The sequence below is a fragment of the Solihabitans fulvus genome, from assembly GCF_008386585.1.
GTDB classification, from domain to species: domain Bacteria; phylum Actinomycetota; class Actinomycetes; order Mycobacteriales; family Pseudonocardiaceae; genus Solihabitans; species Solihabitans fulvus.
The window spans coordinates 1-26652 of the sequence record NZ_VUOB01000092.1 but is presented as its reverse complement, the minus strand read 5'-3'; the positions used below and the strand labels follow the sequence as shown (position 1 = coordinate 26652).

The window sequence follows — 26652 nt, the reverse complement described above, 5'->3', positions numbered from 1 at the left end:
CTGCTACGCCGCGCCGCCTGGCGGCGTGCCACCCACATCGACCCGAGACACTGACCAGCCGACATCGCCTGCTCGGCCTCGGTGATCGGGCGACGGTGCATGGCCCGCCGAGTGGCGGTCAGCGTCGGACTGGAAGTGGCGGACGGCGGAGACTGATTCTTGCTGTGGCCGCTCGGGGCGATCTACGAGCTGGCCGACTCCCGCGCGGTGAACTCGCGGTGACGGTTCATCTCGCTGCCCTGATCCCAGGTCCGAGACCGTGTCAGCAGCTGGGCAGAGTGAGACTCGGCGGACGAGGGCGTCGAGGACCTGGTCGGTGTCGCGTCCGCCGGACAGGTGCAGCATCATCGTGTAGCAGGTGGAGCGCTCCACCAGGGTGGCGATCGCGGATCGGTTGCCGTGGCCGACAACGAGGTCGCCTTCCCAGTGGCCGGCCTGGAGCCGATCTTGCACTTCATCGAGACCGTGTTCGCCGACCTAATCGATGGGCCGCTGGCGGATCTGCCGTCCGGGCGGTTCGGCGCGAACTCGGCCTCGGTGCTGTGCGCCGCAATGGCACACAACCTGCTGCGCGCCGGCGGCGCGGTCGCCGCCCCGACGCTCGGCCGCGCTCGCGGCGCGACCCTGGGCCGCAGGATCATCGCCGTTCCTGCCCGGTTGGCCCGTCCACAGCGCACGCCCGTGCTGCGCCTGTCTGTCCACTGGCCCTGGGCAGCAACATGGCAACGCCTCTGGTGCGCCACAATGGTGTTCTCTCGACGGTATGACCGCCCGATCCCGCCTCTACGGTCAGGGACAACAGTGGAAAGCTGGACAGACCAGCGGTTGAATCATGCCTGAGGCCCTTAGCCTCCCACCTGCCCAAGGCCACCCGAACACTCAACCTCGGTCCGTGGATCGGGGCTTATCGCGACCTCGGCGGCGCCTACTTCTTCCGGCTCGATCCCGAACGCGCCGCACGACGCGAGATCAGCCAACTCAACCAGCTCGGATTCAGCGACCTCCTCGACAGCGTCGACTGAACGGCCCTGACATCCCACCCGGCGACCAGCATCGCCGCCACCGACGGCCTTCGCTTGCCGAAATCCGTACGAACTGGACTTATTTGCGTGTCAGGGTATCCAGCACATCGGCGACCAGGTGCCCCAGCGCGGTCGCGGTCTCGGCGAACCAGCACCTGGGCGGCTCACCGAGGCAGGCCGCCACTGCGCGGCCCAGCGCCTCGCCGGCCAGGATGGCCTTGGCCGGTGGCGCCGGCACGTACTTTCCCAGCACGCTGGAGACCAGCAGGTGCGCGCGGAGAGTGTCGAGCCGCAACGCGAGGCCCGCCAGCGCCCGGAGATCAGTCTGCCCGGTGTCCACCAGGCGAACGCCGAGCCTGCGGGCCACCCAACCGCCGGTCCACACCACTCCGGAATATCGGCCGACGCGGGCACGGCCCCAGTCACTTCATCGAGCGACAAGGCAGGGCGACGCGCCGCTGCCACGGCCGCCAAGCGGCAAGTAGCGACCACTACACCTCGTGGATAGCGCGGGTCCTTCACGCCACGGAACATGATCCACAAAGCCGACTTCGGTTCAGTTGGGCAACCGATCGCACGGTGAGACGTCTCCTCGTCCGGACAGGTGGGCACCACCCTGGCGATGGGGAGCGGACGTGGAGCGCGACGGGCGTGGATTTCCTTCGGAGAACCGGAGCGGCGGCCGGCCTCCGCAAGGGTGGCGGCCCACGCCTCCCGCGCCCACTCGGCAGGCGTACCCCGCCATGCGAGCGGCACCGCAGGTCCGAACACGAGGCGGTTCGGGGCGGCCGGGGCCTCGCCGTTCACTGACGATAGCCGGTCGGGTGTTCGTCGGGATGCTGTCCGTGCTGGTGTTGCTGCTCAGCGGCATCACGTGGGCAAAGTTGCGCGATCTGTCACAGGGATTGCACACCTCCGACGCGATCAGCGCCGACGCACCGAAGTCCAAGGACGGTGCGACCAACATCCTGTTGATCGGCCTGGACTCCCGCAAGGACCAGGACGGCAACCAACTGCCGCCGGAGATCCTGGACCAACTGCACGCCGGCGACGGCAACGAGGGCGGCTACAACACCAACACGCTGATCATCATGCATGTGCCCAACGACGGCGGCAAGGTGACCGCGTTCTCCATCCCGCGCGACGACTACGTTGCGGTGCAGGGCATTCCGGGCTACGACCACGCCAAGATCAAAGAGGCGTACGGGCTGAAGAAGTACTACACCGAACAGGATCTGGCCAAGCAGGGCGTCACCGACCGACACACGCTGGAGACCCAGGGCCGCGAAGCGGGCCGCAAGGCCACCATCCAGACCGTGCGGGACTTCCTTGACGTGCCGATCGACCGGTTCGCCGAGGTCAACCTGGCCGGCTTCTACGACCTGGCCACCGCCCTGGACGGCGTCGAGGTCTGCCTCAACCACGCGGTCAAGGACAGCTACTCCGGAGCGGACTTCCCCGCGGGCCACCAGACTCTCAACGGCTCACAGGCACTCGCGTTCGTCCGCCAGCGGCACGGACTGGACAACGGCGACCTCGACCGCACCCACCGGCAGCAGGCCTTCCTCGCCTCGGTCGCACAGAAGCTGCGCAGCGCGGGCACTTTCACCGACCTGGGCAAGCTGCAAAAGCTGATCGACACCGCCAAGAAGGACGTGGTGATCTCCTCGGGTTGGGACGTCACGGCCTTCGCCGGCCAGGCGCAGAACCTGACCGGCGGCAAGATGGAGTTCACCACGCTGCCCATCGAGGGCTACGCGACGATCGACAAGCAGTCGGTGAACAAGGTCGACGTCGCCAAGGTCCAGTCCATCGTGCAGACCGCCTTCGGCGTCAAGCCCCCGGAGGCTTCCACTGCCAAGCCCGCCAGCACGGTGGACGTCCTCAACGGCACCGGAGGACAGCCCGGCGTGGCCACGAAGGTGGCCGACGCCCTGGCCGCCAAGGGATTCACCAAGGGACAGGTCGACAACACCGCCAGCCAGCCGTCCTCGGTGACCTACGGCAGCGGCGCCAAGGCTGACGCCGACACCGCCGCGGCCCTGTTGGGCGGGTTGGCCGTCGCGGCCGACAACACGCTGGCAGCCGGCCACATCCGTGTTGTCCTCGGACCGAAGTTCAGCCTGCCCAGCGCTCTCGAGCAGACAGGCCCTGGTGGCGGGGCCGGCCAGCCCCGGCAGGCCGCCACGCCGACAGCGACCACCGACAACGGCCCCCAGGGTCAGCCGGTCGACGGCAGCGGCATCCCCTGCGTCAACTGACGCGATACACCCCGTTCGCGCGAAACGGGCGGGTCCGGCGATGTCCGGCAAGACGATCATGTTGACGGCCGGTGGAGCAGACAAGTCCGCGGGGTCTCGGCCCGGCAGGGTGATCCTGGTCGACCGGCGGCGGTTCAACCTGCTGGTGTGGCACAGGTGGAGCAGTGGCCCCAGAAGGTGATCTCCGCTTCGTCGATCAGGTAGCCGGCGTCGTCGGCGGGTTCGAGGCAGGGCGGTTCGCCGCTGGCGCTGTCGACGTCGGTGATCCGCCCGCATTCGCGGCACACCAGGTGATGGTGGTTGTCGCCGACGCGGGCTTCGTAGCGCGTGGGGCTGCCCGCCGGCTGGATCCGCCGGACGAGCCCTGCGGCGGTGAAGGCGTGCACAGCCCCATACACGGCCTGGATCGAGATCTGCCCAAGCCGGGCACGGACCTGGTTGGCGATCGTGTCGATGTCGAGGTGATTGCCGGCACGAATGGCCTCGAGAACGGCAATTCGTGCGGCGGTGACCCTGAGCCCGGCCGAGCGCACCGCGTCGACCGGTGGAGCTGGTTCGCTGGCGCTGGGCACATCCTCCATAGCTGTTCCGCTCTACCCCTGTGAACCCTTCACCACAGCATGTAGTACGTGCTCGGCCCGACAGCGGTTCAGCCATGACGGCATTGGATCGGCCGATTTCACCGACCTGGCGTAGGCGGGGGCTCGGGTGGCACGAGAACAGGAGTGCCAGCCATCCGAGCCCCCGCACACCCCGCCGATGGCTCGCCGGGTGCCAGGAGGCGGTGGACCGGTTCGATCAGCCGGCGCCTGGTGGGTCGGCCGCTGTCGCGGCCGAGACGGAGCTGGTGAACTCTACGAGGGGGAAGGCTCGGACAGGCCGTGGTGGGACGAGGAAGTTCTGCCGGCGTGTGGTGGTGATGAACCGCTCGATTCCGTTGTCGCCGGGATCGACCGCGAACTGCACCTGGAGGTCCTGAGCGGCCACATTGGTTCGCATCTGGCGGAAGAACTCCGAGGTGGGCACGAAGATGGCGAACTGGAGTTTGGGTTGGTTGCTCCCGGCTGGCACGGTGGTCCCGCCGCTGGGAAGGGTCTGGAAGGCGGGAACGTCCATGACGCTGAGGCCGGGGCCGTCCATGCGGATGTGGATCGGGGTGGTGTCGGAAGCGCGCGAGGAGCGCTGTAGGGCGGATTCGTGGCCGATCCGAGGCAACCCGGTGAACGTCTCGGTCTGCTGCTTGGACGCCGGGTCCCCAGCGGTGAACTGACCGCCGCCGTCCTGTGCGGCCAGCGCGGCATCGTTGGCGCCCTGGAAGGTGTTGTTGACGAACGCGGGGCATCCGCCGTTGGTGAACGCGTCGCCCGCGTTGAACGGCGACGCCAGGCCGGCGGGTGAGCCGGTCTGGTTGGCCCGGAACATGTACATGAGGCGTTCGGTGGCCGGCTCACCGTCGGGGTGGCGGGAGTCCTGGTTGGGCAGCGCGTAGAACTGGAACAGGTCCAGGATCACGTGGGAGAAGTGCTGGATGGCGCCCTGCCCGAAGTAGTCGCCCTGGGTGGCGTTGGTGAGGCCGGCGGAGGCGTTGCCGGCGAAGGTGCAGATCTGGGCGGGGCCGCTGGAGTCGACCTGTTGGTCGGCGAAGCCCATCCACATCGGGGAGTCGGGGTTGATCCTGGGCGCGAACTCGAAGTTGTTGGTGTCGGCGACCTGCCGGGGCATGCCCTGCTGGACGAACTGCACCCGGGTGGTTTGGAAGGACAGCAGGCCGTTGAACGCCGGTGAGGGGATGCCGTTGCCTGCCAGGCTGTTGCTGCCCTTGAGCCAGGCGAGCACGTCGTTGAGATTGGCGATGGAGTCGCTGCGCATCTGGAACAGCATGTCGTTGTTCTCGAGCATGAGGTTGACGTTGAAGCGGTCCTTGGTGACGTTCTTGACGGGGGCGCCTGGCCCACCGACCACGCCACCGACCACGTCGGTGGGCATGGCCACGGCCCGCGCGAGCGCGTTCGTGGTGCCGTCGGGGTTGCGGCCGTTCAGGATCTGCGGCATGAACCTCTGGACCAGTGCTCCGTTGATGCCGCCGGGCAGCCGGTTGAAGTAGCGGACGCTGTAGGAGACGAACACGAACATTCCACTGGGGCTGAAGCTGTAGAACTGCTCGATCGTGCTCAGCGCGTCGTTGAGCACCCGCTGATCGGTGGGACTGGGGCAGCGAGTCAGCACGGCCGGCACGAAGTAGGTGAAGACCGGGCCGAACTGGGCCACGACGTTGCCAGCGCCGTCGTTGAAGGTCGCCGGGGCGTTGATGAAGCTTCCGATGTCGAACTGGATGATGGGGAACGGTCCCGTATTGGTGGCCATGGCCCTGGTGGGGCTGATGGCCACCGACTCGATCAATGCGAGTTGGGTCGCGGCCGCGAATCCGAAGCCGGCCTTGAGTGCGTTGCGCCGGCTGATCTTGTGACTCATGAATTCATTCGGGGGCATGACTGATACCTCTCGCTACAGGATGCGAGGCAGGGGTTTCTATGGTTACCTCTGAGGTTCCGAGCGCGGCTGGGTCGCCGTCGCCCGCCTGAAGCAGAGTGTTGGCGTGCTGGCAGTCCACTGGGACCTCGTAACTGGAAATGCTAAAACGAGCGAAGAACTCAAGATAGGGACACAAAACCCCTACGAGTGGCGACAACCCGCCGAGGTGTGCTCATCGGTGTCACGGGATCGCGGCCTGGGCAAGGATGATCGCTCCGACCGCGATGAACACGATCGGTATGACACGGCTGCCAAGACGGCGGACGGCCCTGACAGCACTCAAGCGGGTGCCGAGCCAGGTCGCCACAGCGCACCAGAGGCCGAACATCGCGACGAACACCGTCAGCGTGAGCAGTAGCTGGACCGTGCCGAGGCTGTCGAACAACGGGACGAACACGGCGATGTTGTCGGCGCCACCCTGGAACTGGTCAACCACATCACCGCGCTCAACGCCCGCCGTGGCCACCAGGCGCACTACTCGGTCGGGTTCGACCTCGACGCCCGCGCCCGCACCGCGATCGGCCGGCTGCCCGAGTGGGTGTGGCAGGCCGTGCTCGACCCTGACGGCCAGGCCAGTGACCTGGGCAAGGCCGGTGTCGCCGAGCGACCGGACGTGTTCGAGGAGCAGTTCACCTCCGGCGGGTTCGGCTGGGTGGTCGTCTACCTGGCCGGCATCGAGGCCGACGAGTTGACCGAACTGGTCTTCGAGGCGTGGCGGTTGTCCGCGTCGGAGGAGCTGCTCGCCGAGGTACCCGACCCGGCGCGGCGGGCCGCCGGTCAGCCGCTCCCGCAGGGCGATCCGAACGTGCCGGCCTCGCCGCCGGCGTAACTGACGTAGTCCTCCAGGTTGAACACGCCCCCGGCGGTCAACACCAGGGCTGGCACGAGCACGGCGAAGGCCAGCCACGAGGCCGCCGGGCGGCGCAGCACCATCACCCCGACGGCCGCCAGCACCGCGAGCGCCGGGAAGATCACCGCGCAGAGCGGCAGGCCGACCGGATAGCTCCTGGTCCACGCCACTCCCGCGTGGCTGATCGCGCACTGCGCGCGCAGACGTTGGAAGTTCTGGCCTGCCAACACATTCATGACGACGTAGGCCACGGCGGTGGACGGCACCAGCACGAGGCCGAGGGCCGTCAGCCCCGCCGCGGCGCGACTCGTCCGGACGGTGCTCACCAGCGCCGCGGCGGCCGGCGCCTGCGCTTCGGCGACGGCCCGCGCGATGGCCGGCGCCCACTGGTCCGCGTCGCCGAACCCGCTGTGCCGCACCACTCCCAGCCAGCTACGCCGCCACGTGCCGCGCAGTTCCAGCGTTTTCCCGTCGAGGTCGGTGAGGGTGTGCACGTGGACGGTGTGGCCGCCGACGTGCCGCACGGTGTCCTGGCGGCCGGACGTGGTGTCGTAGCACACGACGCGCAGCCGCCCGCCGACGGCGACAGTGAGGCCGCGCTCGTACAGGTCGAGGCGGGCGGCAGGGCGCCGCCCGGACACCCACGCGCGCAGGGCCACCCACAGGACCACCGCCAGCACGACGGCGCCGATGAACCGCGCCGCCGCGTCGGACATGGTGAGGGCCACGAACGGGACCAGGAGCACGCCGCCCAGCGCCGACTGGAGCACGGTTCCGCCCGCTTCCACCCGCGTTTCCACACTGGTCGCGCGGTGCGCACCGAGGCGTGTCCAGCCCGCTCCATCGGGGACCATCGCCGCCCACCTCAGTTCCCGCACACGCGTGCCGTCCAGCGAAATCAAGCGAATCAAACGAATCCGTCGATCCGCCGCGGCGAACGGTAGTGCTGACCGATGAAATCCCGATGACGCGCGCGCCGATGGTCAGTCGCCGACGCCCTCGCGCGGCTTGCGTGGCGCGCCCCGGTAGGTGCCGAAGGTCCAGTGGTTGCCCTCCGGATCGCGGAGGGTGAAGTTCCTGGAGTCGTAGTCGGTGCTGCTCGGCTCGGCGGCGATCTGCGCGCCGGCGGCCGTGACCCTGGCGTAGAGGGCGTCGGGCTCGTCGGTGACGACGTAGGCACCGAAGGTTCCCGACTGCGTCGACATGCCGGCGTCGGGCCGTTCCGAGCCGAGCATGACGCCGCCGCCCTCCGGCCACGTCAGCTCGGCGTGTTGCACGACGGCGCCTTCGCCGTAGACGGCGGTATCCTCGAGGCCGACCACGTCGACGAGGAACCGGATGAGCGCGCGGGCGTCGCGGGCGCGCAGCGTGGGCCAGACCTGGGGCGGGGGCACGAAATCGTTCATGGGCCCGAGGGTGGCAGCTCGGCCTGGGCGCGGGCTTGGATATTTCCGAACTCCTCCGCCAGCCACGCGCTCGGCGAGCAACCGGCCAGCGCATGGAACTCGCGGACCAGATGCGACTGATCGTAATAGCCGTGCGTGGCGGCCACGGCCGCGATGGTGCCCGGCCCGGCCAGTGCCCGCCGGGCCAGGTCGAAGCGGACCACGCGAGCCGTCGCCTTCGGCGTGAGCCCGAACTCGGCGGCGAAGCGGTCGGTCAGGTGCCGCGCGCTCCAGCCCACCTCGTCGGCCAACGCGGCGATGGGGACGGCTCCCCCGCTGCGCAACAGCCGCCGCCAGGCGTGGCCGACCTCAGCCGCCGGGACCAGGCACGCGCCGAGCCGCGCGAGCAGCATCCGGTCGAGGACGTCGAAGCGCCGACCCCACCCGGCGGCCGCCAGCAGCCGCTCTCGGATCTCCCCGGCGACCGAGCCGAACAGGTCCGCCGCGTCAAGGTCCAGACCGGCCAGCGCGCCGGCCGGCACCCCCAACAACGCCCGCGCGCCCAGCGGGCTCAGCGCCACCTGGACACCGGACTGGCTCCCGTCGTGGGTGATCAGTGCGGGCGAGGTGTGCAGGCCGCCGACCATCGCGTGATAGCTGCCGGGCGACTGGCGCGGGTCGACGTGTTGGGCGATCACGATCGGGTCGTCCAGCGCGAAGATCAGCGTCAGGTACGGCGAGGCAGCCCACGGTGTCGCCCTGGCGCCACGCCGACCTCGCGATAGCCGCTGTACCAGGCGATGTGCGGCCACAGCGCCCGCGCCGGGCGAGCGTGCACGTACTCGCTGCTCACGGCCCCGAGTATCGCAGGCCCCGCCGCGCCCCGCCCTGTGTCCGAGCACCGCCGTGCGTGCTCAGCCGGCGGTGCTGGCCTTGATGAGCGGCCCGTCCCGCGACAACTCCCGGAACCCGACGCCGTAGTACAGCCCGCGCGCCCGCGGATGCCCCGACGCGCCAAGGCAGGAGACCGTCATGTGCGTGGCCCCTGCCTCCCGCGCCAAGTGCTTCCCGATAGCGCCTTGCCGGCACTGTCGGAGATGACCGATGACACCGAGCAGCACTGGGCGATCCAGCGAGTCGTAGGCGAGGCTCGTGACCTCGTCCACCGACATGCCGAGGCCGCAGTGGACCGGCTACAGCCCCGCCTGCACGAGTTGGCCGCAGCACTTGCGGCAGTTGAAACGTTCCGCTCAGCCCGCCTCGTTGAGGCTCGTCGTCGCGCCGCCGACGACTGGATCGCGACGCACCACACCGAGGGTCTGCGGATGCCGGCCTGGTGGATCAAGGAGCTGGTTGCGGCTGTGACTGATCACCCCGGCAAGCAGCTCAGTCTGGTTTGACGGTGGTGGCGCCTCGGACCCGACCATCGACCGACATGAGTTCGCGCTCGTCAGCGAAGAGTCGCGCCCCGGAGGTCAACCCGGAGGTCAACGAGGCGCGATCGCGGTTTTGTTCGGACGGCTGGTGATCGAAGCGGGGTTCGACGCGTCGTCGCCAGACTGAGCCGTAGTGTCGCCGGTGAACTCATAGGTGTGAACCAAGGACGACATAGTGCGCCGACCTGCGGAAATACAACTTTCGCAGGTCGGCGCGGGTCCGTTCGGAGCCGTTGAATGCAATTCAGGACCGTTCGGCGCACATGGTTGCTCCCCATTTACTCCCCGCCGTGCTCCCCGAGCGACGTGCGACTGGGCCGCCGGACCGTGCGACGATGGTGAGCGAAACTACCCGGACTCATCGCGAGTGATGAATATTGGGTATAGCGGCCCGGACCTACGTGGATGGCGTTTTCGACACGCACAAGATCACACGCCAGCAACGCCTTGGAGGGCTACTCAACGAGTACCGACCCACCTCGTAAAACTCCAGTTCACAGCAGATGACAGGGTTTTCGACCAGCACAGGCCGGAAAGCCGGCGGTTGGTAGGTCACTGCGGTGCCGGGACGGCGGACGTCCGCCGTCCCGAGGTCATACTGACGACACCGGCGACGCCGGAGAGGAGCAGTGCGGCGGTCATGATGGCGTTCCCGGCCACGGTGCCGATGTTGTGCGAGAACAGATTGGGCGTCAGCTGACCGGCGAGGGTGCCGACGACGGCGATCCAGAACGCGATGAGCACGGCGAAGATCGGATGCCACCACCAGCGGGAGGTGACCAGCATCAGCAGCCCCGCCCCGACGATGAACAGGATGCCGGGCGGGAACGGGATCCCGAACGACTGCTGGGCTCCGGAGAACTTGGCCGGGTTGGCGGCCCATTGGATGAGCAGGCCGGCGATGGCGCCGAGCAGGCCGGCGAACGAGACGAGGGAGCTGCGGGTGAGCCGGCGAAGACGGGACATGGTGTACTCCTTCACGACTGAGATCGACGATTCGGGCTGGTACGGCGGGAAAAGAAGACAGCGGCCACCGCGAAGCCGGCGGCCGCGGCGAAACTGAGCATCTGCAGCCAGCCGGCGGTGAAGTCGAGGACTTGGCCGGGCTCGGTCAGCCGGTGCACGGCCTCGGACGACGCGAGTCCTCCGTAGATGAAGAACGCGCTCATGAGGACCACGAGCAGCGGGGCGAAGCGCCACGCCACGAGCGCGACCAGCACGGCGAACGCCGGATAGATGAACGGGCCGGGGCCGTCGTAGCCGGTGGCCTCGTCGCCGATCGCGGCCAGGACCAGCGCCACGCAGGTGGCGATCAGGAATGTCCGGTGCCGGCCGGTGGCCCGCCCGATCGCGATCCGGGCGGCCCACCTACGTCGCGGCGAGGGCAACGGATTCACGCGCGTTGTCACGGAAATCCTCCTTCCGGGTTGCCGAGGCGGACGTCGCCTCGGTGGGTTCCAGCGTGGGTGCGGGGTCCCGGTGACCACATCGGACACAAGGCGGCGTTGACGCCGAACCAGCTACGTCAGCTGACGTAGGCCGGTATCGCTCGACGGCTGACGACACGCGTGGGGCCGGCGGTCATGCTGGCGGGCATGCACGTGGTTCGCGGCGCGCGGATTCCCCGTCAGGCCCGGCTGGACGTCCTGTCCGCCGGGCTGTTCGCGGCCGCCGTGGTCGCCGGCACGATCGCCGTCTCCTCCGCCCAGAGCACCCGCTCCATCCCGCTGGACGCGCTCGGCGTGACGCTCCTCATCGCGGCCGCGGCGGTGACGATGGGCCTGCGTCGGGTCGCCCCGCTGGGGGCGTTGGCCGGCGCGGTGGTGCTGGTCAACGGCTATCTGCTGGCCTGCTATCCGTACGGGCCGGTGTTGCTGTGCCTGGTGATCGCGGTGTTCGAGGTCGCGCGGCAACAGACGCTGGTCCGTTCGGCGGCGGCGTGCGGGCTGGCCGCCGCGCTGGCCTCCGGGACAGTCCTCGTCCGGGTGCTCGGCGATCAGCACGAACCCGGCCTGCTGGCACTGGTCTGGTCCAGCTGGATCGTGCTGCCGTGGTCGCTGGGCGCGCTGGTCCACGTGCGGGACGCGGCCCGGCGGCGGGCTCGCGACGACCTGATCTCGCGCACGGCTCTCGAGGAGCGGATCCGGATGGCCGGCGAGGTGCACGACATCGCGGGCCACGGCTTCGCGCTGATCACCATGCAAGCCGGGGTGGCCCTGCTCGCCTTCGAGGAGCAGCCGGACCAGGCTCGCCGATCGCTGGAAGCCGTCCGCGACACCAGCGCGAGCGCATTGGCCGATCTTCGCGGGATGCTGGAAGCGTTTCACCCGGAAAAAAGCGGGCTGACCGGACTCGCCGAACTGATCGACCGCGTCCGGACCGGCGGTCTCCCGGTCGACATCACCGTCGACGGACTCATCCCGGAACCACTGGCCGCCACCGTTTACCGCGTGGTGCAGGAGGGTTTGACCAACGTGCTGGTCCACGCCGGACCCACCATCGCCCGCGTGACAATCGGCCGGCGCGACGCCGGCCTGTTCGTCGAGGTGACCGACCGGGGCCGGGGCACTCCGGCGACGGTGGCGCCGCCCGGGCGAGGGCTGACCGGCATGCGCCGCCGGGTCGAAGAACTGCACGGCCACTTGGAAGCAGGTCCCCGCGACGGCGGCGGATTCCGGGTCGCGGCCCGGGTTCCCCTGCCGGAGGCGGAATCGTGATCCGGGTGCTGCTCGTCGACGACCACCAGCTGGTGCGGATGGGCCTGCGCGCGCTGATCGACCGCGAAGACGACATGCAGGTCGTCGGTGAGGCGGACAACGGCGCGCAAGCATTGATCCAGCTGCGGCGCGGCAGGCCTGACGTGATGCTGCTGGACATCCGGATGCCTGGCATGGACGGCCTCGAGCTGCTGCGTCACCTCGCGACCGACGCGGCGTTGCGCGCGGTGCGGGTCATCGTCGTCACCACTTTCGAAATCGATCGCTACGTCTTCGAGGCGCTCGGCGCAGGCGCCGCCGGGTTCATCCTCAAGGACACCGCGCCCGCCGAACTGGCCCACGCCGTCCGCGTCGTCGCCGCCGGGGAAGCGCTGCTTTCGCCGTCGGTGACCAAACTGCTGGTGACCACCTTCGCGCAGCGGTGGAGTGCGCCGACCGCCGTCGACGGCCTCGACACCCTCACCGGCCGGGAACGCGAAATCGCCGCATGGGTCGCCACCGGCCGGTCCAACGACGAGATCGCGGACGCTCTCTTCCTTTCTCCCGCAACGGTTCGTACCCACGTCACCCGGGCGATGGCCAAGCTCAACGCCCGCACCCGTGCCCAGCTCGTCGTCCTCGCCGTCCGGGCCGGACTCGCCGTGACGTCGTGATCGGAATCGCGGAAACGCCCGAGGGTCAGATGGCGGAAATGCATTGATGCCCGAACGCCCGCGGCCAGCGCGTGCCCTGTAAGTATGGATCCGGTCATGAAGATCGAGCCGTTGTCGTTGATCAGCGGCAGTGCCGAATTTCATGATCGCCGACACGCGGCGGTCGTCGCGACGTTCCGCCGTGGCGTGATCGAAGGAGAGGCGTGATGGCGTCCGAGGAGATCCACGAGATCGCCGTTCGGGTCGCGGCGGAGCTGTCGGCGATCGACGGCGCGGCGCGGCGCGCGACCCACACCGACATTCACGGCGAGGTTCGCCGCGACGCGATGTATCTGCGCGGCCCAGGCGGCGAGTGGTTGCGCGAGCCGCCGATCACCACGGCGACCTTCCCCTCGAGGTCGCGGGGTGCGGAAGGAGTCGGATGGGTCCTTTCCGGACTGTGCTTGGAGATCTCCCCTGCGGCGCAGGATACGGACAGTCGGCTCAGAGCGTGGAGCGGAAATGGACCACGGCGGCGTCCACGGCGGTCGACACGGTTGGCTCCTGGTCGTAGAAGTCGAACTGGGTGCCGCTGATCCACAGCAGCCGCTTCGGGCCGGCGAGTCCGGCGTGGAAGCGGCGGGCCCCGTCGGGGATCGCGGCGTCCTCGCTGTGCACCAGAATCGCCGGCACGGTGAGCCTGGGCGCGAGCGCGATTGAGTCGAAGCCGAGCCAGCCTGCCCAGGCCAACACCGCGAACCTGTTGCCCCACTGCGGAATGCCGCCGCGCTCGGGGTTGAGGTAGAAGTCGATGTCATAAGGCATGGCCGCGCGAGGGTCGGTGGCACTGACCACCGGGACGTACTCGACGACGCCGGTGGCCTCATACCGCTGCCTGGCTGCCTCCCCGGCGGCCAGCCGCTCGGCGATCCCCGCCTCGCCGCCGTAGATCTCGCGGCAGATCTCGGCGTCGTGCAGCCACGGCGCGACCAGCGCCAGGGAACGGACGAGCGGGTCATCGGCGGCGCTGGCGCTCATGTACATCGCGGCGGCGCACACGCCCAGCGCGCCGATCCGGTCCGACGCGACGGCCGGATGGCCGGCGAGGAACGCCGTCGCGGCACGGATGTCGGCGACCTTCGCCGAGGGCGACTCGATATCGCGCGGCTGGCCCTCCGATGCGCCGAAACCAGTGAAGTCGAAGGACAACGCGGCGATTCCGTGCTCCGCGAGCCGCTCGGCGTACCGATCCGCCATCTGTTCCTTGACGCTCGTCCAGGTCCCGGCGACGACGACTGCCGGCACGGCCGAGTCGATCTCGGGCAGGAAGAGGTTCCCGACCAGGGTGCTCCCCACACTGTCGAAACGCACGAGCTCGGTGCGCACGGTCATGTCGCGTTCTCCTCCAGTTTCGCCGAGGCGATCGCCAGCAGGTCCTTGTTGCCGTCGGCCCAGGTCGCGGTCATCACCACGCCGCGAATCAGCCACGCGGCGCCGGCGCGGACCAGGTCGAAACGGTAGGTGCCGCCCAGCGTCCACAGTGGACTGCCGAACGGATTGGCCAGCCGGTGCGTCGCCTGGAACGACGCCGTGCACACGGCCACGTCGCCGGTCACGGCCACCAAGTGGTTGGTGATCAGGTGCTGAGTCGCGTCGAGCGCGCCGAGCAGCCCGGACCACGCGCCGACGATCTGGGCCGGGGTGAGGTCGGCGGGCTCGCCGCCGTTGAGGCTGGTGTAGTCCAGGGTCACGATGTCCGCGAAGACCTCGGCCAGCCTGTCCCATTCGCGTTGGTCGGTGTGCCACGCCATCCTGGTGCAGGTCTCGACGATCGCGACGCGGTCCGCCAGGTCGCTTACGGATTCGTTCGGCAACATCTTCGTTTCCTCTCGCGGTGTCCGGCGCGGCGTCCAGCAAGGGACCCAATCCGCGCACGTCAATTCTTTGCTTCCCGACGGCGACCGGTCCAATACGCGTCGAGCATCGCTCGATGCCCGCGAGCCATCACGACGCGCATGGCGGGCCGCCGGGCGGGTGCACGGCGGCCGCCGCGCCGTCCGGGTGCCGGCCGGAGCTGCCAGCCGACCAGCACTGCGATGCCGTTGTTGCGTGGCGGCTCTCCGACCCGGCGGGGTGGGCCCTCCGTGGACCGCAGGCCGTGGAACACCGCGAGGTCGCGGCGGCGATCCCGCAGCCGCCGCGCCCGCACCCACCAGCGCAGTCTGTCCAACCGCGATCAGCCCGCCAGCCACGCGTGGCGCGACCACACGGGTCCTCACGCGCGTCGAGGATCGGTGACCAGCAGAGGGTTGCTCGTGGCCAACCGGGCCAGGACCGCAGCGGTGCTCGACGCCACCATCTCAGCCTTCTCCGCAACCGTCGCACCCACCACCGGCAGGAACCGCACCATGCCGTGCGGCGTGTCGATCTGCCCGAGTTCGGGATCTGTCGTGACCGCGACGACGGTCAACCCGGTCGAAGGAGCCTCAGGCACGCAAGGATGACCGGTCACCGGACAACGCAGATCAAGACGGTGGCCCGGCTCTAACAGCACACCGTGGCCGATCACGTACTTCGCCAGCTCCTGGAGCACCACGAACGACCAGCCCACAGGCGCGTCCTTGCCCCCGCGGGCAGCCGGAACGTGTCCAAATGCGCGATGTACCCCTGTTCGGCCAGCGACCGCGCCGCGCCGTCGTCGAGAGTGTCATTGACCCAGAACGGTTTCTCGTTGACGAAACGCACCTTGTAGTTGAGCTGCGGGTTGAGCAGAACCAAGCGGTTCACCGCGTCCGCACACTTCGCGGCGTAGTAGGCGACCAGACCGCCACCGAAGCTCGCACCCACCAGCGTCACCAACGTCGCGCCGGTCGCGCCCCGGACGTGGTCGATGGCGGCCCGGATGTCGTTGAGGTAAGCCGTCAGGGGTGCCTCTTCCTGGCGGCCGTCACTTCTCCTCGCTTCGGCTTCGCCCATCATCGCGGCCACGGCCTCGACCCGACCACTCCGGGCAGCCCCGCACGCCACACTCCTCAAGGTCTAGGTCGACGGAGACTGGCCCGACACGAGCGGCGCACGGGTCACGGACCTGGTGGGCCAGCTCGACGACTTCCGCGTGCACCCCGCCACTGCACCGACCAGGACACCGCCCACGCCCACGAGGTCGCCGAACTGGACGTCCTAACGTCCACCCGCGAGGGACTGTAAGACACGTTCGGCTCTGGCGCACTTTCGGGATGCTGCTGGTGATCTTCAAGCGGCCGCAGTCACTTGAAGATCACCAACAGCATCCGCAACGAGAGCCAGAACCCAGATCTCACTGTCTGGATCGGAACGGCGTGTCCACCCGCCCATCGCGGTCGCCCCGCGCGGCATCTCGGACACCGGCGTGAACCACGGCCTGGTCGGCAGCGGGTCACCGCGCCACGTTGGGCCGCTGTGAGTCACGGCTCCGGCGCGCCGCCGCCTCCGGCGCCGGGCGCGTTAGACGTTGCTGATCGGCAGTAGCTCCCGCTCACCGAAGACCTTCTTGGCGACCAGAGTCGCGTTGATGGCCCGCGGGATCCCGCAGTAGACCGCGGAGTGCAGCAGCGCCTCCGAGACCTCCGACGGGGTCAGGCCGACGTTCAACGCCGCGTTGACGTGCACGTCCAGTTCGATCTCACAGCCCCCCAGCGCCGTCAGCACACCCAGAGTGACCAGCTGACGGTCCCGCGGCGACAGTTCGGGCCGGGAGTACATGTCCCCGAACGCCCACGCCACCACCTGATGCCCCAGCTCTGGCGAGGTGTCGGACAGGGCGTCGACGATCCGGCGGCCAGCCTCGCCGTCCACCCGGTCCAGCACCGACATGCCGTGCTCGTAGCGGTCCTGCTTCGTGGTCGTCGTGTTCGTGGTCATCGTGATCCCTTTCGTTTCGTTCTTGCGATGACACCAGCATCGCCCGGCACCGCCCGATCTCAGCTGGACAGGCATGAATAGATATGGTTCCCATGCCTGGGAGGTATGGATGGACCTACGACTACTCGGCTATGCGGTGGCGATCGCCGAAGCCGGCAGCATCAGCGCAGCAGCCCGGAAACTGAAACTGACCCAGCCGACGCTCAGCCGCCAGCTGAAGGAACTGGAGCGGCGCGTCGGTGCCGAGTTGTTCGAGCGGGAGGCCCGCGGCCTGGTGCCGACAGCGGCCGGCGACGCACTGGTGGACCGGGCCAGGATCGTGCTGGCCCAGGCGCAGGCCGCCGTCGAGGACGTCCGGCTCGCCGCCGAGGGCCGCAGCGGCAAGCTGACCGTCACCTTCGCCGGCTCCGGCATCAACGGGCCGCTCGGCGCGGTTCTGGGCCGGGTGCGGCGCGAACTACCACGGGTCGCCCTGCGGTTGGAGGAGAGCTTCAGCGACACCGAGATGTCGGCGGGCGTACTCGACGGCCGCTACGACCTCGCGGTACAGCGGCTGCCGATGCGGGATCCCCGACTGGCCACTCGGCAGTGGTGGCACGAGCCGATGACGCTGTTCGTCCCCGACGGCCATCCGGTCGGATTCGGCCCCGGTCCCGCGCCGCTGGCCGCGCTGGGCCGGATCCCGCTGGTGTTGTGGCCGCGGGAGGTGTCACCCCAGTCGCACGACGAGATCCTCGCCCTCTGTGCGAAAGCCGGTGTGGTGCCGAGGATCGGCGCCGAGGGCCGCAGCGTGCAGACGGTGCTGGCACTGGTCGCGGCCGGATTCGGCGGGGCGGTGCTATCGGACTCGCATCGCGCGCTGCGCCGGGTCGGTGTGATCGCCCGGCCGCTGGCCGGGACCCGGACGACACTGCGGCTGGTGTGGCGCGTCGGCGACCGGAATCCGGCACTTGAACGACTGCGGGCGGTGCTGGCCGAGGTCCGTTCCGCCGGCGAGCAGCCGCCCGGTGAATCCGGACCACCCGTGGACTGACCCGGCGGCCCGCCGGTCTCAGGGCAGCGGGTTGGAGGCCGGGGCCGACTCAGGACAGCGGACGCCACCTGATCGAGGCGCTGGCCGCCCACGCTCGCGCGTTCACCGGACGCCGGTCGGACCACTCGTGGGAGGCGCTGGCCGGCGCGGTGGGTGTGGCCCGCCAAACGCTGGGCGGCATCGTCGGCGAGCACCTGCTCGCCGACGATGCCGCTGACGCCAGTTGGAGGGCCTGGACGGCGGGCGATAGGCCTGCACTCCGCCTGGCACTTCGGTCACTTCAGGGGTCGAGGAGCAGATCCCCCAATCCGACCCTACTTAGGCGCGGGCCGGAGAACCGGCCTCGGTAGCCACCACCGGTTCGGGTGGGTGCGCATGGACGAGCCGGACGCGGTGTGTGAGGGTCCGGTGCAGCCGTGGCCGGTGTTGGCCGGCGACGCGGTGCGACTGGCTGTGCCGTGGAACGGCGTGCCGGGCGGCGGTATCGGCGTGGTGGGCGGCACGGTCGGCTACCCAGCGTCGGAGGTGTCGATCACGTTCAACGCGAGGACGTTCCGCGACGACACGGCGGTGTCCTGCGGCGGCGGCCCGGGACGATCTCCACCGACGTCACGCTGCTGCGGCGCACGAACGAGACGGCGCCGGTGTCGGCGTGGCAGTGGCGCGACGGGTACCCGGCAGCGCACAACGCCTTGGACTATTCGGTGACGGTGCCGTTGTGGGAATGGAGTCCCCGTGGCTGACGCGAAGATCATGCACGTCCACGCCCTCCGCGGCTGGTCGTCAACGGCGTGCCGGTGGTGGTGACCCGGTCGACGTGGAGCGACGACGGCGTGTCGTTCGACGTGTACCGCGAGGACACCGGCCAGGAGTTGACGCTGGAGGAGTCCTTCGACGCTGCCCCGACCAGCGACCAGATCGCGACGCTGATCGTGGCGTTCGAGAACCAACAGGAGAACTGATGACGACGTTGACGGCGCGCGAGAAGGCCAACGGGGACGGGGGCGAGGTGCGGGTGTTGGTGACGATCGACCTGGCCAGCGACAGATCGGCAGCCGCTGGGCTCCGAGAGCTGGATGCCAGGCAGCGTGATCTGCTGCTGCGAGCGGTGCGCGACCTGGTATCGAGCGACAACGACAGCGACATCGTGGATCGGGTCCGCACGGTGCTGGCCGAAGAGTTCCCGCCGGGCGAGGGGACGCCGACGCCGGTCGGTGTGGTGTTCGGCTCGACGGAGTGGGACAACGGGTTCTTCCCTTCCGAGTCCGGGAAGGTGCTGTTCAGCGACGGCTCGGTCAGCAGCAGCGTGGATTTCGGGAGTGTGGTGGAGGAGTCACTCACCGAGGAGTTCGGGTGCGTTGGCCGGAGGTTCACGGTGACGGTGGACCTACGCTCGGGTGAAGTCGACCCGGACAGCGACGGCGACGGTGACCTGGTGGGCGGAATTCACAACCGGTTCCAGGTGCTTGGCCCCAAGGGGGGCGAGTGAGCGGCGGCGTGACGATGTCAGACGAGCGCCGGGAGGACACCCGCCCGACGCTGGACATCACCCGACGAACAGTCGAGCGTGCCCGGCCGCATGGAGTGGTCGACGGCGAACGCCGCCACGACCGTCCGGCACGCACTCCAGGGATGGGCGTTCAACGTCTCCCGACGCGACACGGTGGAAGCGCCCGAGGAAGTCCGGGCCGCACTGAAGTGGTTGGCGGGCAACACCAAACCCGTGTCGGCGCTGGAGGAGCCACAGGAGGCGCGGGCACTCATGAACCGGATCGCGCAGAAGCTGGACGGCAAGCCGGCCGCGGCTGCGACCGTGAAGCGCAAGCGGTCGGTGCTGTTCAACGTGATGGAGTACGCGGTCGAGCGGAAGGCACTCGTGACAAACCCGATCCCGGGTCTCAAGGTGCGCAACCCGAAGACCGTGAGGGCCATCGACAAGCGCGTGGTCGTCAGCCACAAGCAGGCGGTTCGACTGCTCGGCGCGGTGCGGCAGCAGGAGCCCGCCGGGCCGCGCCAGGTGGCGTTCTTCGGGGTCATGTACTACTCGGCGCTGCGTCCGGGCGAGGCCGTCAACCTGCGGAAGGCCGATCTCAACATTCCGCAGGAGGTGTGGAACGAGGACCGACAGCGATGGGAGTTCGCCGAGGGCGAGGACGGTTGGGGCGAGCTGCTGCTGTGGGAGTCGGCGCCCGAAACCGGAGCGGCCTGGAGCGAGACCGGCCAGCGGCGCGATCGGCGGGAACTCAAGCACCGCGCCAAGGGCGAGACCCGTTCGGTACCGTGCCCGCCGCAGTTGACCAGCCTGCTCCGCGAGCACCTGCGGCAGTTCGGCTCGAACGCCGACGGGTTCCTGTTCCGCGGCGTGCGGGAGGCCGGCCAGCTCTCGGAGAGCACGTACAGCCGCGCCTGGCGCAAGGCGCGCAAGTCCGCGTTGAGCGCTGACGAGTTCGCCTCGCCGCTGGCCCGTCGCGCCTACCAGCTGCGCCACGCAGCGGTGTCCACCTGGCTCAACGGAGGGGTTGCGCCAACCCAGGTCGCCGAGTGGGCGGGGCACAGCGTCGCGGTGCTGCTCCAGATCTACGCGAAGTGCATTGCCGGTCAAGAGGCGACCGCGCGCAAACGGATTGAGTTCGACACCGCCTGGAGAGATGCGGCATAGCCTGTGTCGGTCTCCGGCCGAGCCCGCGCGCCGCGCGGGCTCGCGGTGGTTCCGCCACTGTTGGCTGACTGCTGGTTGGAAACGTGACTTCGTCAGTCAACCTGCGAGTTGACGACGAACATCGCGGTAGCCTCCGCTTGAATCTGCTTCATGCTTTCGAGCGCTGCCACGGCCTGCTGCCCACAGGCAAGGCTTTCGGTCGCAGAACCCTGGCCCCGGCGACTCTGAGCTAGTCCCCTCAGCGACGCCGTCAAGATGTCGATCTGAGTCACTGCGCGCTGCGTGAGTGACGAACGGTTGATGGGCATGACCTCGTCGAGGCGAGTTCGGAAGATCCGTAGGGATGTGATGGCGCTGTCGATGTTCTCTGTCTCCGGCGGCGTGCTCACGACTAGGTCCGCGCATTGCGACGCCAGCAGCGCCAACGGCCACGTCACATACTTCGCTTCCTCCTGCGGACCCAGCCCAGCACCGCTGTCGATCAACCACTTGGCGTTGACGAGGCCGAGCAACGGAAGCTCGTGCGGTGCCTCGTCATCAACGGCGGGCGGGCGGAACTCCGTGCGAGTGAACGTCACCGGAACCAGACCGTCGATGTTCAGCCTCACGCGGCCCGCACTCGGCACGGCACCCAACGCGCCAGGGGCAATCGACAGGGCACTCCTCGCGGTCTCAGCCAAGCTGACGGCGTGATTCGGTGTAGCTGAGACCGTGACAAGGTCTTCGTCGACAGACACCACGACATCGCGCAGACCCGACATTCCAGCGAGGAGTGCGAGGATGTGGGCTCGTTGTTGATCGTCGGCGGGTGCTGACGCGACGGCTGCGGCAATGGTGGTGTTGGTGTGCAGCCACAGCCAAGGAAGGACGGCAAGCTGCATTGCCATCAAGAGTTCTTGCAGGGCAACGAGATCTTCGTAGAATTCCTCATCGGACGCACTCATTGTGGATGAGGATTTCACCCTATCGTTCTCGATGACCCGCTCGGTGGCCACGATACCGGTATCCGTGACCTCAATGTCGGCGTGGGCGCTGGCGTTGCGGTACACCATGTCGACATCGATCTCCCGCATGACGCCCAGGCAGCGCAGTTCGTCAACGACTTTCCCGGCTTTCATTCCATCGACGACGTCCTGCTGGTACGTGGCGTTGCGGGCGGCACCGCGGGCGGCGACGACAACGGCACCGCCGAGGTCACGCAGCGCTCCTTCGATGAGCTGGCGGTACACCTCCGTGAGGGTGTTCATGATGTGACGTCGTGGAAGCTGATGGCGCCACTCCCGTCCGATCCGCTCCGCCTCGTCCATCAGTCGCGCTCCGCCGCGGTTGAGCCGGCTGATCAGCAACCCGTGGTCCGTGATCCACGGCGTGCTCCGGTCCGCATCGTCAAGAACCTTGCGCAGCTCCTGGGCACGCCGGATGAGCAGATCAAGGTCAACGGCTCGCGCCGAGGATGCCAGCGTGGGAAGCAGCATGAGCGCGTGCTCGTCTGGCAGTGAGGACATTCCTGGAATATCCGCAAAAGCTTCCCGGACGATGGTGGCGCCGTCGGCGATCGACATGCCCTTCTGCCCTGTGCTCGACCATGTCAGTGCGGCGATGTCCAAGGAACCGTCGAGCTGAAAAGGTCCGTCACGGGGTGCCTGCCGGATACGGTTGATGAGCGCCGCGACGCGCTCGACATGCCGAGTACCCGTGGCAAACGCCTGATTACTTGCCTCACTCTGGCGTCGGGCGGCTACCAGGTCGGGGGCGGTGATCGTCAAGGCCATGAGCACGTTCCCTCGGGCTTGCTCCGCCGCTGCCCGAGTCAACTCGCGGTGCACGGCCCTCCACCCGATCGGTGGCATCGTCGTCCGAAGAGTGGTGACGTAGTCAAGCGCGGCGTCGAGAGCCTGAACAAGCGCGTTGAACGCGGCTACGGTGCCATGCTCCTCGGGAGCCCAGGTGCCGGTAGCCAGCAACTCAGCCACCGTCTGGCGGGAGGTGCGCAGCGTCCCGAAGGCCGGCTGGAGCACCTCGACCAGATGGTGGTTGTCGTTGCGGGGTGTACCCCGCCGCGCGAAGACGAGTGGGGGATCGGTCAGGGAGTGCATCCGCTTCGCCAGCTGCTGGAGCCGGCGCCGGAAGGCATCGCGCCGTTGACGAATCGCGTCTCGTACGGCAGCAACGGCATCAGGATCAAGCGGCGTGCCGCAGTCCGGACACGCTCCCGATAGGAGGGCCGGCTGAGGTTGTTGGCACGCCGAGCAGGCAACCGCCAATGCCAACCGGACCACCAGCGCCTCAGGCTCGGACATGCTCGACCTCCATGGCCAGCAGTGCTGTCAGCACGCCAGCCTACGAGCATCGCCCACTCACCTGAATCTTGTCCCAGGGCGTTAGTGACCATGTGGGCACGGCAACGATCTTTGTGCGGGCCGCCGAACCGCTCAGCTGGCTGGTTCACAGCGGGTAACGGCCCATGGACGAGTCGTGGGCGAGGGGAGGCTGGTGGTGCGACCACGGTGTCGCCGCCGCCCGGGATCGGGGTGATCGGCGGTTCCCCGTCGTCTGTGCGGCGAGCAGACCGGTCAGCCCGGCAATCCCCCACAGCGGCAGTGCCGACACCAACAGCGGCCATCGGCGAGAACACGTCCGTCAAAGCCACGAACGACAGCAGGGGATCCTGGAGCAGAATCGTGACCCTGTTTCGCGGGGTTCAGGGCCGTGCTCCAGTTTTGCTCCAGTTCGGCGTCACACGATGATCGTTCCCGGACAGCAAAAACCCCGCCGACCTGAGGGTTGGTGCAGGTCAGCGGGGTTCGTTCGTGTGCCTAGCACGAGTGGAGCTGAGGGGACTCGAACCCCTGACCCTCACACTGCCAGTGCACTCGGCGGCTCTGGACAGTGCCCTTGACCTGCAAGAACAGAGAATCGCCACGTCAAACCCGTTGTGGTCACTGCACTTGAGTGCCGTACAGCGCGGTTCAATGAAGGTTCAACACACATCCCTGCTCCAGTTTTGCTCCAGCACGTTCAGTGTGAACGCCCGGCATCCAGCCGGACATGCCTTGTGTCACAGCACATTCCGGCCACGGCATCGAGCGACTCATGATGGCCAGTCCTCGAAGAGGTCGTCATCCTCGTCCTCATGACGACGCAGCCAGGCCACCTCACGCGTGGCGGTGTTCGGCCTCGACCTCGGATCCAGCGAGGTGATCGAGCACCTGGGTACGGCGTCCGGCCCGGGAGCGCAGCAGGACGAGTGCGGCGGCGAACGGGGTCGCCGAGGCGAGTAGGCCCACCGCCGTCGCCGGCAGGACGGCCAGACTCAGCGATCCGGCCGCGAAACCCAAGCCCTGGGCGGTGTTGAGGACCGCGAAGCCCTCGGCGCGCCGGTGCTCGGGCATCAGGCGTTCGGCCACCACAGAGTTGATGGTCAGCACCGGCCCCACGCAGACGCCCGCGATCACGAGTCCGGGCACCAGCCACGCCCAGCCCGGTCCGGTCGCCGCCACCGCTCCCCCGGCACCCATCACCGCCAGCAGGGCGGCGGCCAGCCGCGCGGAGCCGGCCGCCGCGCGCTTCGCGAGTACGAGTGGCGCTACGACCTGCATCGGACTCACCGGTCGCTTGCCGCCGCAGCACTCTTACAAGCCCGGCCGCAGCCCTTGAGCCCGACCGGGTCGAACGCCCTGTCATACGTCGACAGGACCGTCTCGGCGGAATCGTCCATAAGTACCACCATGTCGCTTGATCTGCATGGAAGAGCTGAACCTTTTCGCCGACGCCCTCATCTCACCCTTCACACCCTCGGGTGATATCTATATCGCTTTGCCGTGCACTTAGCCTCAGATGACTAGGTCGATAGCGGGTCCCACTCGTGCGCCCCAAGCTAACGACTGTGATCGTTTGACCAATGGGCGGCCAGTCGGTCGGCGCCATCGACACGTCGCTTACATACATTTCATCTACAACACCAAATTCCCCTGAAGAAAAGCGGACCAGCAGACCATGATTTCGATGTTCCACTACGACACCATTAACGATCAACCCTTTTTTAAATGCCTCGTCCATGGGTTTATTTCCTGCCGTTCCAAGGAAATCGCTCAAATCTGTTAAATTCTTCGAAGAGTTCTACCGGGATCGGATACTCGACGTACTGAGGTGATCTCACCAGGATTCTGGCGTTGAACACCGAACGAGTGCGGGCGAGCTGCAAGGAGAGACGGACAGGAGACGGGCCGAGCCCCGCGAACATGGCCGGGGAGCCCCTGGTAGTCGGGTCGCCCAGGGGGATCTCACCCCTGGGCTCCCACAGATCCCGGCGTGACAGTCTCCCGTCACCGGGCTCTTCTCATCCTTCTCACCAGAACGTATGGACCCATCCCCAGTGCGCGAACCACGCCGGGTACTGGCTGGTCACCCGTTTCCATGCCCCACACGCTTTCCTGAAGGGCCGCAACCGTCGGTACTTCTTCCGCATCCACCGCAACAGATAGTCGTTGATGCGACGGAGGAGTGGGTGCAGCGCGGTCTTGTAGAAGGCACCGTAGTACTGCATCCACCCCCGGATGACCGGGTTGATCGCGTCCGCGATGTCCCCCAGCGTGCGACCGGAGCGCCTGTGCAGCCGCCAGGACTTCACCTGCGCGCTCATCTTCTTGATGGCGTCCTTGCTGGCCGCCGGGCCGAACCCGGTGAACACATTCCCGTTCCCCGCACGCACCCCTCTCGCCCGGAAAGTGAACCCGAGGAAGGTGAACTCCGTATGCTCGAACGAGCCACGTCGTTTGCCGTCCTTGCAGTACACGATCCTGGTCTTGTCCGGATGCAACCGGACGCCGACCTGTTCCATCCGGTCCCGCAGCGCAGCCAAGACAGTCTCGGCCTCCACTTTGGACCGGCAGTGCACCACGGCGTCATCGGCGTAGCGCTCGAACGGACAGCCCGGAAACTCCCGTGACAGCCAAAGATCGAGCGCGTAGTGCAGGAACAGGTTCGCGAGCACGGGACTGACAGCGGACCCCTGCGGGGTGCCGCGGTCCCGTGCGGCCAGCGTGCCGTTGGGCATCTGGATGGACGCGGCCAGCCACCGCCTCACATACAGGATCACCCAGGGCAGCGCGATGTTGGCCTCGACCGCCGCGAGGACACGGTCCCAGGGCACGGTGTCGAAGAACTTCTGGACGTCCAGATCGACGACCCAGTCGTACTTCCAACACCGCTGCCGGCATGCACCCACGGCGTCCAGCGCGCCCCGTCGGGGCCGGTACCCATACGAGTCGGGGTGGAACCGTGGTTCCACCACCGCCTCGATCCGGGACGCCACAACGGTTTGCGCTATCCGGTCGCCGATAGTCGGTACGCCGAGCATCCTGGTTCCCGCGCCGTGGGCCTTCGGGATCTCCACCGCACGCACCGGGGGCGGGAAATAGGAGCCTGACGACATCCGGTTCCAGATCCTGTACAGGTTGCCCTTCAGATCGGACTCGAACCCCGCCAGGTCAACCCCGTCGACCCCCGCCGCGCCCTTGTTGGCCGCCACCTTCAGATACGCCCGCCACACCTCCTGCTTCGTGATGTCGAACGGTTTGCCTGGTGATACAGGTCCATCCACGAGATTCCTCCCAGCACCGCTGGTTGATCAGACGAACGAACCACGGATGAGCCGGCACCTTCGCTCCGCTCCCACCGCATCAAGCAGGAGCTTCACCGCTACTACGAGCCGGTCCGTCCGCGTGCCCCGCGACGGTACTCAGTTCCTCGCGTTTCAGACGCTTGGAAGCCTCCCTCTCGCCACCCCACCGGGGGCGGACAGTGTCGGGGCACGCTATCCCACGTTCCGCACGAAAGCCGCAGGTCAGGCTCGCGCCACCTTTGCGCCGGGCACCACCTGGCCAACGATCCGGGCAACCGCCAGGCTCATCCCGGGCCCAGTCTAAAACCCGGTTTTGATGCCACTTCAGCAAATAACGACGCTATCAACGGTGGATCCCTTGCGGGACTTGTGATGCAACGCCTTCCTGACCCCCACCTGACGCATCACGTGCGCCTTTTCCCTCACCGCTCACCACGACGGTCTCCAACCAACGCAGCGGAGGGCGGTTTGAAGCCTCCCCCCGAAGGGCGGCTCCGAGGGGCCGACAATCCCTCATCTTCCGTGCAGTTCCGCCTCAGTCACCCACTACATCAGGCAACCTCCTGCGTTCGTGGCACACAGACTGGATTTGCGAAGATCAA

27 protein-coding genes and 3 pseudogenes are annotated in these 26652 nt (G+C 68.1%); 10 read left to right on the top strand and 20 right to left on the bottom strand.

Annotated features, from left to right (window positions below; all coding sequences use genetic code 11):
• Positions 1-356: 356 nt before the first annotated feature.
• Positions 357-459, bottom strand: a pseudogene (locus tag F0L68_RS45585) (IS30 family transposase); the annotation flags it as partial.
• Between F0L68_RS45585 and F0L68_RS38905 the strand changes: the two are divergent.
• Positions 457-840 (top strand): annotated as a pseudogene (locus F0L68_RS38905) (hypothetical protein); the annotation flags it as partial. The pseudogenes F0L68_RS45585 and F0L68_RS38905 overlap by 3 nt on opposite strands.
• A gap of 261 nt (positions 841-1101) precedes the next feature.
• Here F0L68_RS38905 and F0L68_RS38900 read toward each other — a convergent pair.
• Positions 1102-1407, bottom strand: coding sequence for a phosphoribosyltransferase domain-containing protein (locus F0L68_RS38900; protein WP_223199536.1), 306 nt, complete (start codon positions 1405-1407; stop codon positions 1102-1104).
• Positions 1408-1846: 439 nt separating this feature from the next.
• On the opposite strand from F0L68_RS38900, the gene F0L68_RS38895 reads away from it, so the two are divergent.
• Positions 1847-3283 (top strand): LCP family protein, encoded by a 1437-nt coding sequence (locus F0L68_RS38895; protein ID WP_223199535.1) that lies wholly within the window; start codon positions 1847-1849, stop codon positions 3281-3283.
• 134 nt (positions 3284-3417) lie between these two features.
• Here the strand turns inward: F0L68_RS38895 and F0L68_RS38890 are convergent, their stop codons facing one another.
• The 3 genes from F0L68_RS38890 to F0L68_RS42915 all read right to left on the bottom strand — a co-directional run bounded on the left by F0L68_RS38890 (position 3418) and on the right by F0L68_RS42915 (position 6281).
• The gene (locus F0L68_RS38890) at positions 3418-3864 is read right to left on the bottom strand and encodes a Fur family transcriptional regulator (protein ID WP_149854930.1); all 447 of its coding nucleotides are present in this window, start codon (positions 3862-3864) and stop codon (positions 3418-3420) included.
• Between the two features lie 217 nt (positions 3865-4081).
• Positions 4082-5755 (bottom strand): DUF7405 family protein, encoded by a 1674-nt coding sequence (locus tag F0L68_RS38885; protein ID WP_223199534.1) that lies wholly within the window; start codon positions 5753-5755, stop codon positions 4082-4084.
• 241 nt (positions 5756-5996) lie between these two features.
• Positions 5997-6281: a cadmium resistance transporter gene (locus F0L68_RS42915; protein WP_188317072.1), complete on the bottom strand. Its 285-nt coding sequence runs from the start codon at positions 6279-6281 to the stop codon at positions 5997-5999.
• Positions 6282-6401: 120 nt separating this feature from the next.
• On the opposite strand from F0L68_RS42915, the pseudogene F0L68_RS38875 reads away from it, so the two are divergent.
• Positions 6402-6644: pseudogene (locus F0L68_RS38875) on the top strand (hypothetical protein); the annotation flags it as partial.
• Here F0L68_RS38875 and F0L68_RS38870 read toward each other — a convergent pair.
• The 4 genes from F0L68_RS38870 to F0L68_RS44685 all read right to left on the bottom strand — a co-directional run bounded on the left by F0L68_RS38870 (position 6593) and on the right by F0L68_RS44685 (position 8903).
• Positions 6593-7519, bottom strand: coding sequence for a hypothetical protein (locus F0L68_RS38870; RefSeq protein WP_149854929.1), 927 nt, complete (start codon positions 7517-7519; stop codon positions 6593-6595). The pseudogene F0L68_RS38875 and the gene F0L68_RS38870 overlap by 52 nt on opposite strands.
• 129 nt (positions 7520-7648) lie before the next feature.
• The gene (locus F0L68_RS38865) at positions 7649-8071 is read right to left on the bottom strand and encodes a VOC family protein (protein ID WP_149854928.1); all 423 of its coding nucleotides are present in this window, start codon (positions 8069-8071) and stop codon (positions 7649-7651) included.
• Complete coding sequence (locus F0L68_RS38860; protein WP_223199533.1) at positions 8068-8748, bottom strand: helix-turn-helix transcriptional regulator; 681 nt, start codon at positions 8746-8748, stop codon at positions 8068-8070. Before F0L68_RS38860 ends, F0L68_RS38865 begins: the two co-directional genes overlap by 4 nt.
• 29 nt (positions 8749-8777) lie before the next feature.
• On the bottom strand, positions 8778-8903 hold the full coding sequence (locus F0L68_RS44685) for a hypothetical protein (RefSeq protein ID WP_276313922.1): 126 nt from the start codon (positions 8901-8903) through the stop codon (positions 8778-8780).
• Between the two features lie 244 nt (positions 8904-9147).
• On the opposite strand from F0L68_RS44685, the gene F0L68_RS38850 reads away from it, so the two are divergent.
• Entirely contained in the window at positions 9148-9450 is a 303-nt protein-coding gene (locus F0L68_RS38850; protein ID WP_188317073.1) for a hypothetical protein, read from the top strand.
• Positions 9451-10038: 588 nt separating this feature from the next.
• Here F0L68_RS38850 and F0L68_RS38845 read toward each other — a convergent pair.
• Together F0L68_RS38845 and F0L68_RS38840 are read right to left on the bottom strand one after the other, a co-directional pair.
• Complete coding sequence (locus F0L68_RS38845; protein ID WP_149854926.1) at positions 10039-10452, bottom strand: hypothetical protein; 414 nt, start codon at positions 10450-10452, stop codon at positions 10039-10041.
• Between the two features lie 11 nt (positions 10453-10463).
• The gene (locus F0L68_RS38840; protein WP_188317071.1) at positions 10464-10895 is read right to left on the bottom strand and encodes a hypothetical protein; all 432 of its coding nucleotides are present in this window, start codon (positions 10893-10895) and stop codon (positions 10464-10466) included.
• Between the two features lie 186 nt (positions 10896-11081).
• Here F0L68_RS38840 and F0L68_RS38835 point away from each other — a divergent pair, with 186 nt between their 5' ends.
• Both F0L68_RS38835 and F0L68_RS38830 read left to right on the top strand, forming a co-directional pair.
• Entirely contained in the window at positions 11082-12203 is a 1122-nt protein-coding gene (locus F0L68_RS38835; protein ID WP_149854925.1) for a sensor histidine kinase, read from the top strand.
• A complete protein-coding gene (locus tag F0L68_RS38830) occupies positions 12200-12856 on the top strand; it encodes a response regulator (RefSeq protein WP_149854924.1) in 657 nt (218 codons plus the stop codon). Before F0L68_RS38835 ends, F0L68_RS38830 begins: the two co-directional genes overlap by 4 nt.
• A 483-nt stretch (positions 12857-13339) precedes the next feature.
• On the opposite strand, the gene F0L68_RS38825 is transcribed toward F0L68_RS38830, so the two are convergent.
• From F0L68_RS38825 to F0L68_RS38805, 5 genes are all read right to left on the bottom strand, one after another.
• Positions 13340-14227, bottom strand: coding sequence for an alpha/beta hydrolase (locus tag F0L68_RS38825; RefSeq protein ID WP_149854923.1), 888 nt, complete (start codon positions 14225-14227; stop codon positions 13340-13342).
• The gene (locus tag F0L68_RS38820) at positions 14224-14712 is read right to left on the bottom strand and encodes a nuclear transport factor 2 family protein (RefSeq protein ID WP_223199532.1); all 489 of its coding nucleotides are present in this window, start codon (positions 14710-14712) and stop codon (positions 14224-14226) included. Before F0L68_RS38820 ends, F0L68_RS38825 begins: the two co-directional genes overlap by 4 nt.
• A 398-nt stretch (positions 14713-15110) precedes the next feature.
• Positions 15111-15446 (bottom strand): suppressor of fused domain protein, encoded by a 336-nt coding sequence (locus F0L68_RS38815; protein WP_149854922.1) that lies wholly within the window; start codon positions 15444-15446, stop codon positions 15111-15113.
• Positions 15401-15814: an alpha/beta hydrolase gene (locus F0L68_RS38810; protein ID WP_223199537.1), complete on the bottom strand. Its 414-nt coding sequence runs from the start codon at positions 15812-15814 to the stop codon at positions 15401-15403. Before F0L68_RS38810 ends, F0L68_RS38815 begins: the two co-directional genes overlap by 46 nt.
• Positions 15815-16318: 504 nt before the next feature.
• The gene (locus tag F0L68_RS38805) at positions 16319-16735 is read right to left on the bottom strand and encodes a carboxymuconolactone decarboxylase family protein (RefSeq protein WP_149854920.1); all 417 of its coding nucleotides are present in this window, start codon (positions 16733-16735) and stop codon (positions 16319-16321) included.
• A gap of 109 nt (positions 16736-16844) precedes the next feature.
• Between F0L68_RS38805 and F0L68_RS38800 the strand changes: the two genes are divergently transcribed.
• From F0L68_RS38800 to F0L68_RS38790, 4 genes are all read left to right on the top strand, one after another.
• Positions 16845-17768 (top strand): LysR family transcriptional regulator, encoded by a 924-nt coding sequence (locus tag F0L68_RS38800; protein WP_188317070.1) that lies wholly within the window; start codon positions 16845-16847, stop codon positions 17766-17768.
• Positions 17769-18559: 791 nt separating this feature from the next.
• The gene (locus tag F0L68_RS42910; protein ID WP_188317069.1) at positions 18560-18730 is read left to right on the top strand and encodes a hypothetical protein; all 171 of its coding nucleotides are present in this window, start codon (positions 18560-18562) and stop codon (positions 18728-18730) included.
• A complete protein-coding gene (locus F0L68_RS38795) occupies positions 18730-19257 on the top strand; it encodes a hypothetical protein (protein ID WP_149854918.1) in 528 nt (175 codons plus the stop codon). The genes F0L68_RS42910 and F0L68_RS38795 overlap by 1 nt, the downstream gene beginning before the upstream one ends.
• Before the next feature lie 90 nt (positions 19258-19347).
• Complete coding sequence (locus F0L68_RS38790) at positions 19348-20427, top strand: tyrosine-type recombinase/integrase (RefSeq protein WP_149854917.1); 1080 nt, start codon at positions 19348-19350, stop codon at positions 20425-20427.
• 92 nt (positions 20428-20519) lie between these two features.
• Here F0L68_RS38790 and F0L68_RS38785 read toward each other — a convergent pair whose 3' ends face one another.
• The 4 genes from F0L68_RS38785 to ltrA form a co-directional block, all read right to left on the bottom strand.
• On the bottom strand, positions 20520-22727 hold the full coding sequence (locus tag F0L68_RS38785; RefSeq protein WP_149854916.1) for a hypothetical protein: 2208 nt from the start codon (positions 22725-22727) through the stop codon (positions 20520-20522).
• Positions 22728-23582: 855 nt separating this feature from the next.
• The gene (locus F0L68_RS38780) at positions 23583-24026 is read right to left on the bottom strand and encodes a hypothetical protein (protein ID WP_149854915.1); all 444 of its coding nucleotides are present in this window, start codon (positions 24024-24026) and stop codon (positions 23583-23585) included.
• A gap of 181 nt (positions 24027-24207) precedes the next feature.
• A complete protein-coding gene (locus tag F0L68_RS38775; RefSeq protein WP_149854914.1) occupies positions 24208-24486 on the bottom strand; it encodes a hypothetical protein in 279 nt (92 codons plus the stop codon).
• A gap of 289 nt (positions 24487-24775) precedes the next feature.
• Positions 24776-25978, bottom strand: a complete 1203-nt coding sequence (ltrA, locus tag F0L68_RS38770) for a group II intron reverse transcriptase/maturase (protein WP_223199531.1) — start codon at positions 25976-25978, stop codon at positions 24776-24778.
• Positions 25979-26652 lie beyond the last annotated feature (674 nt).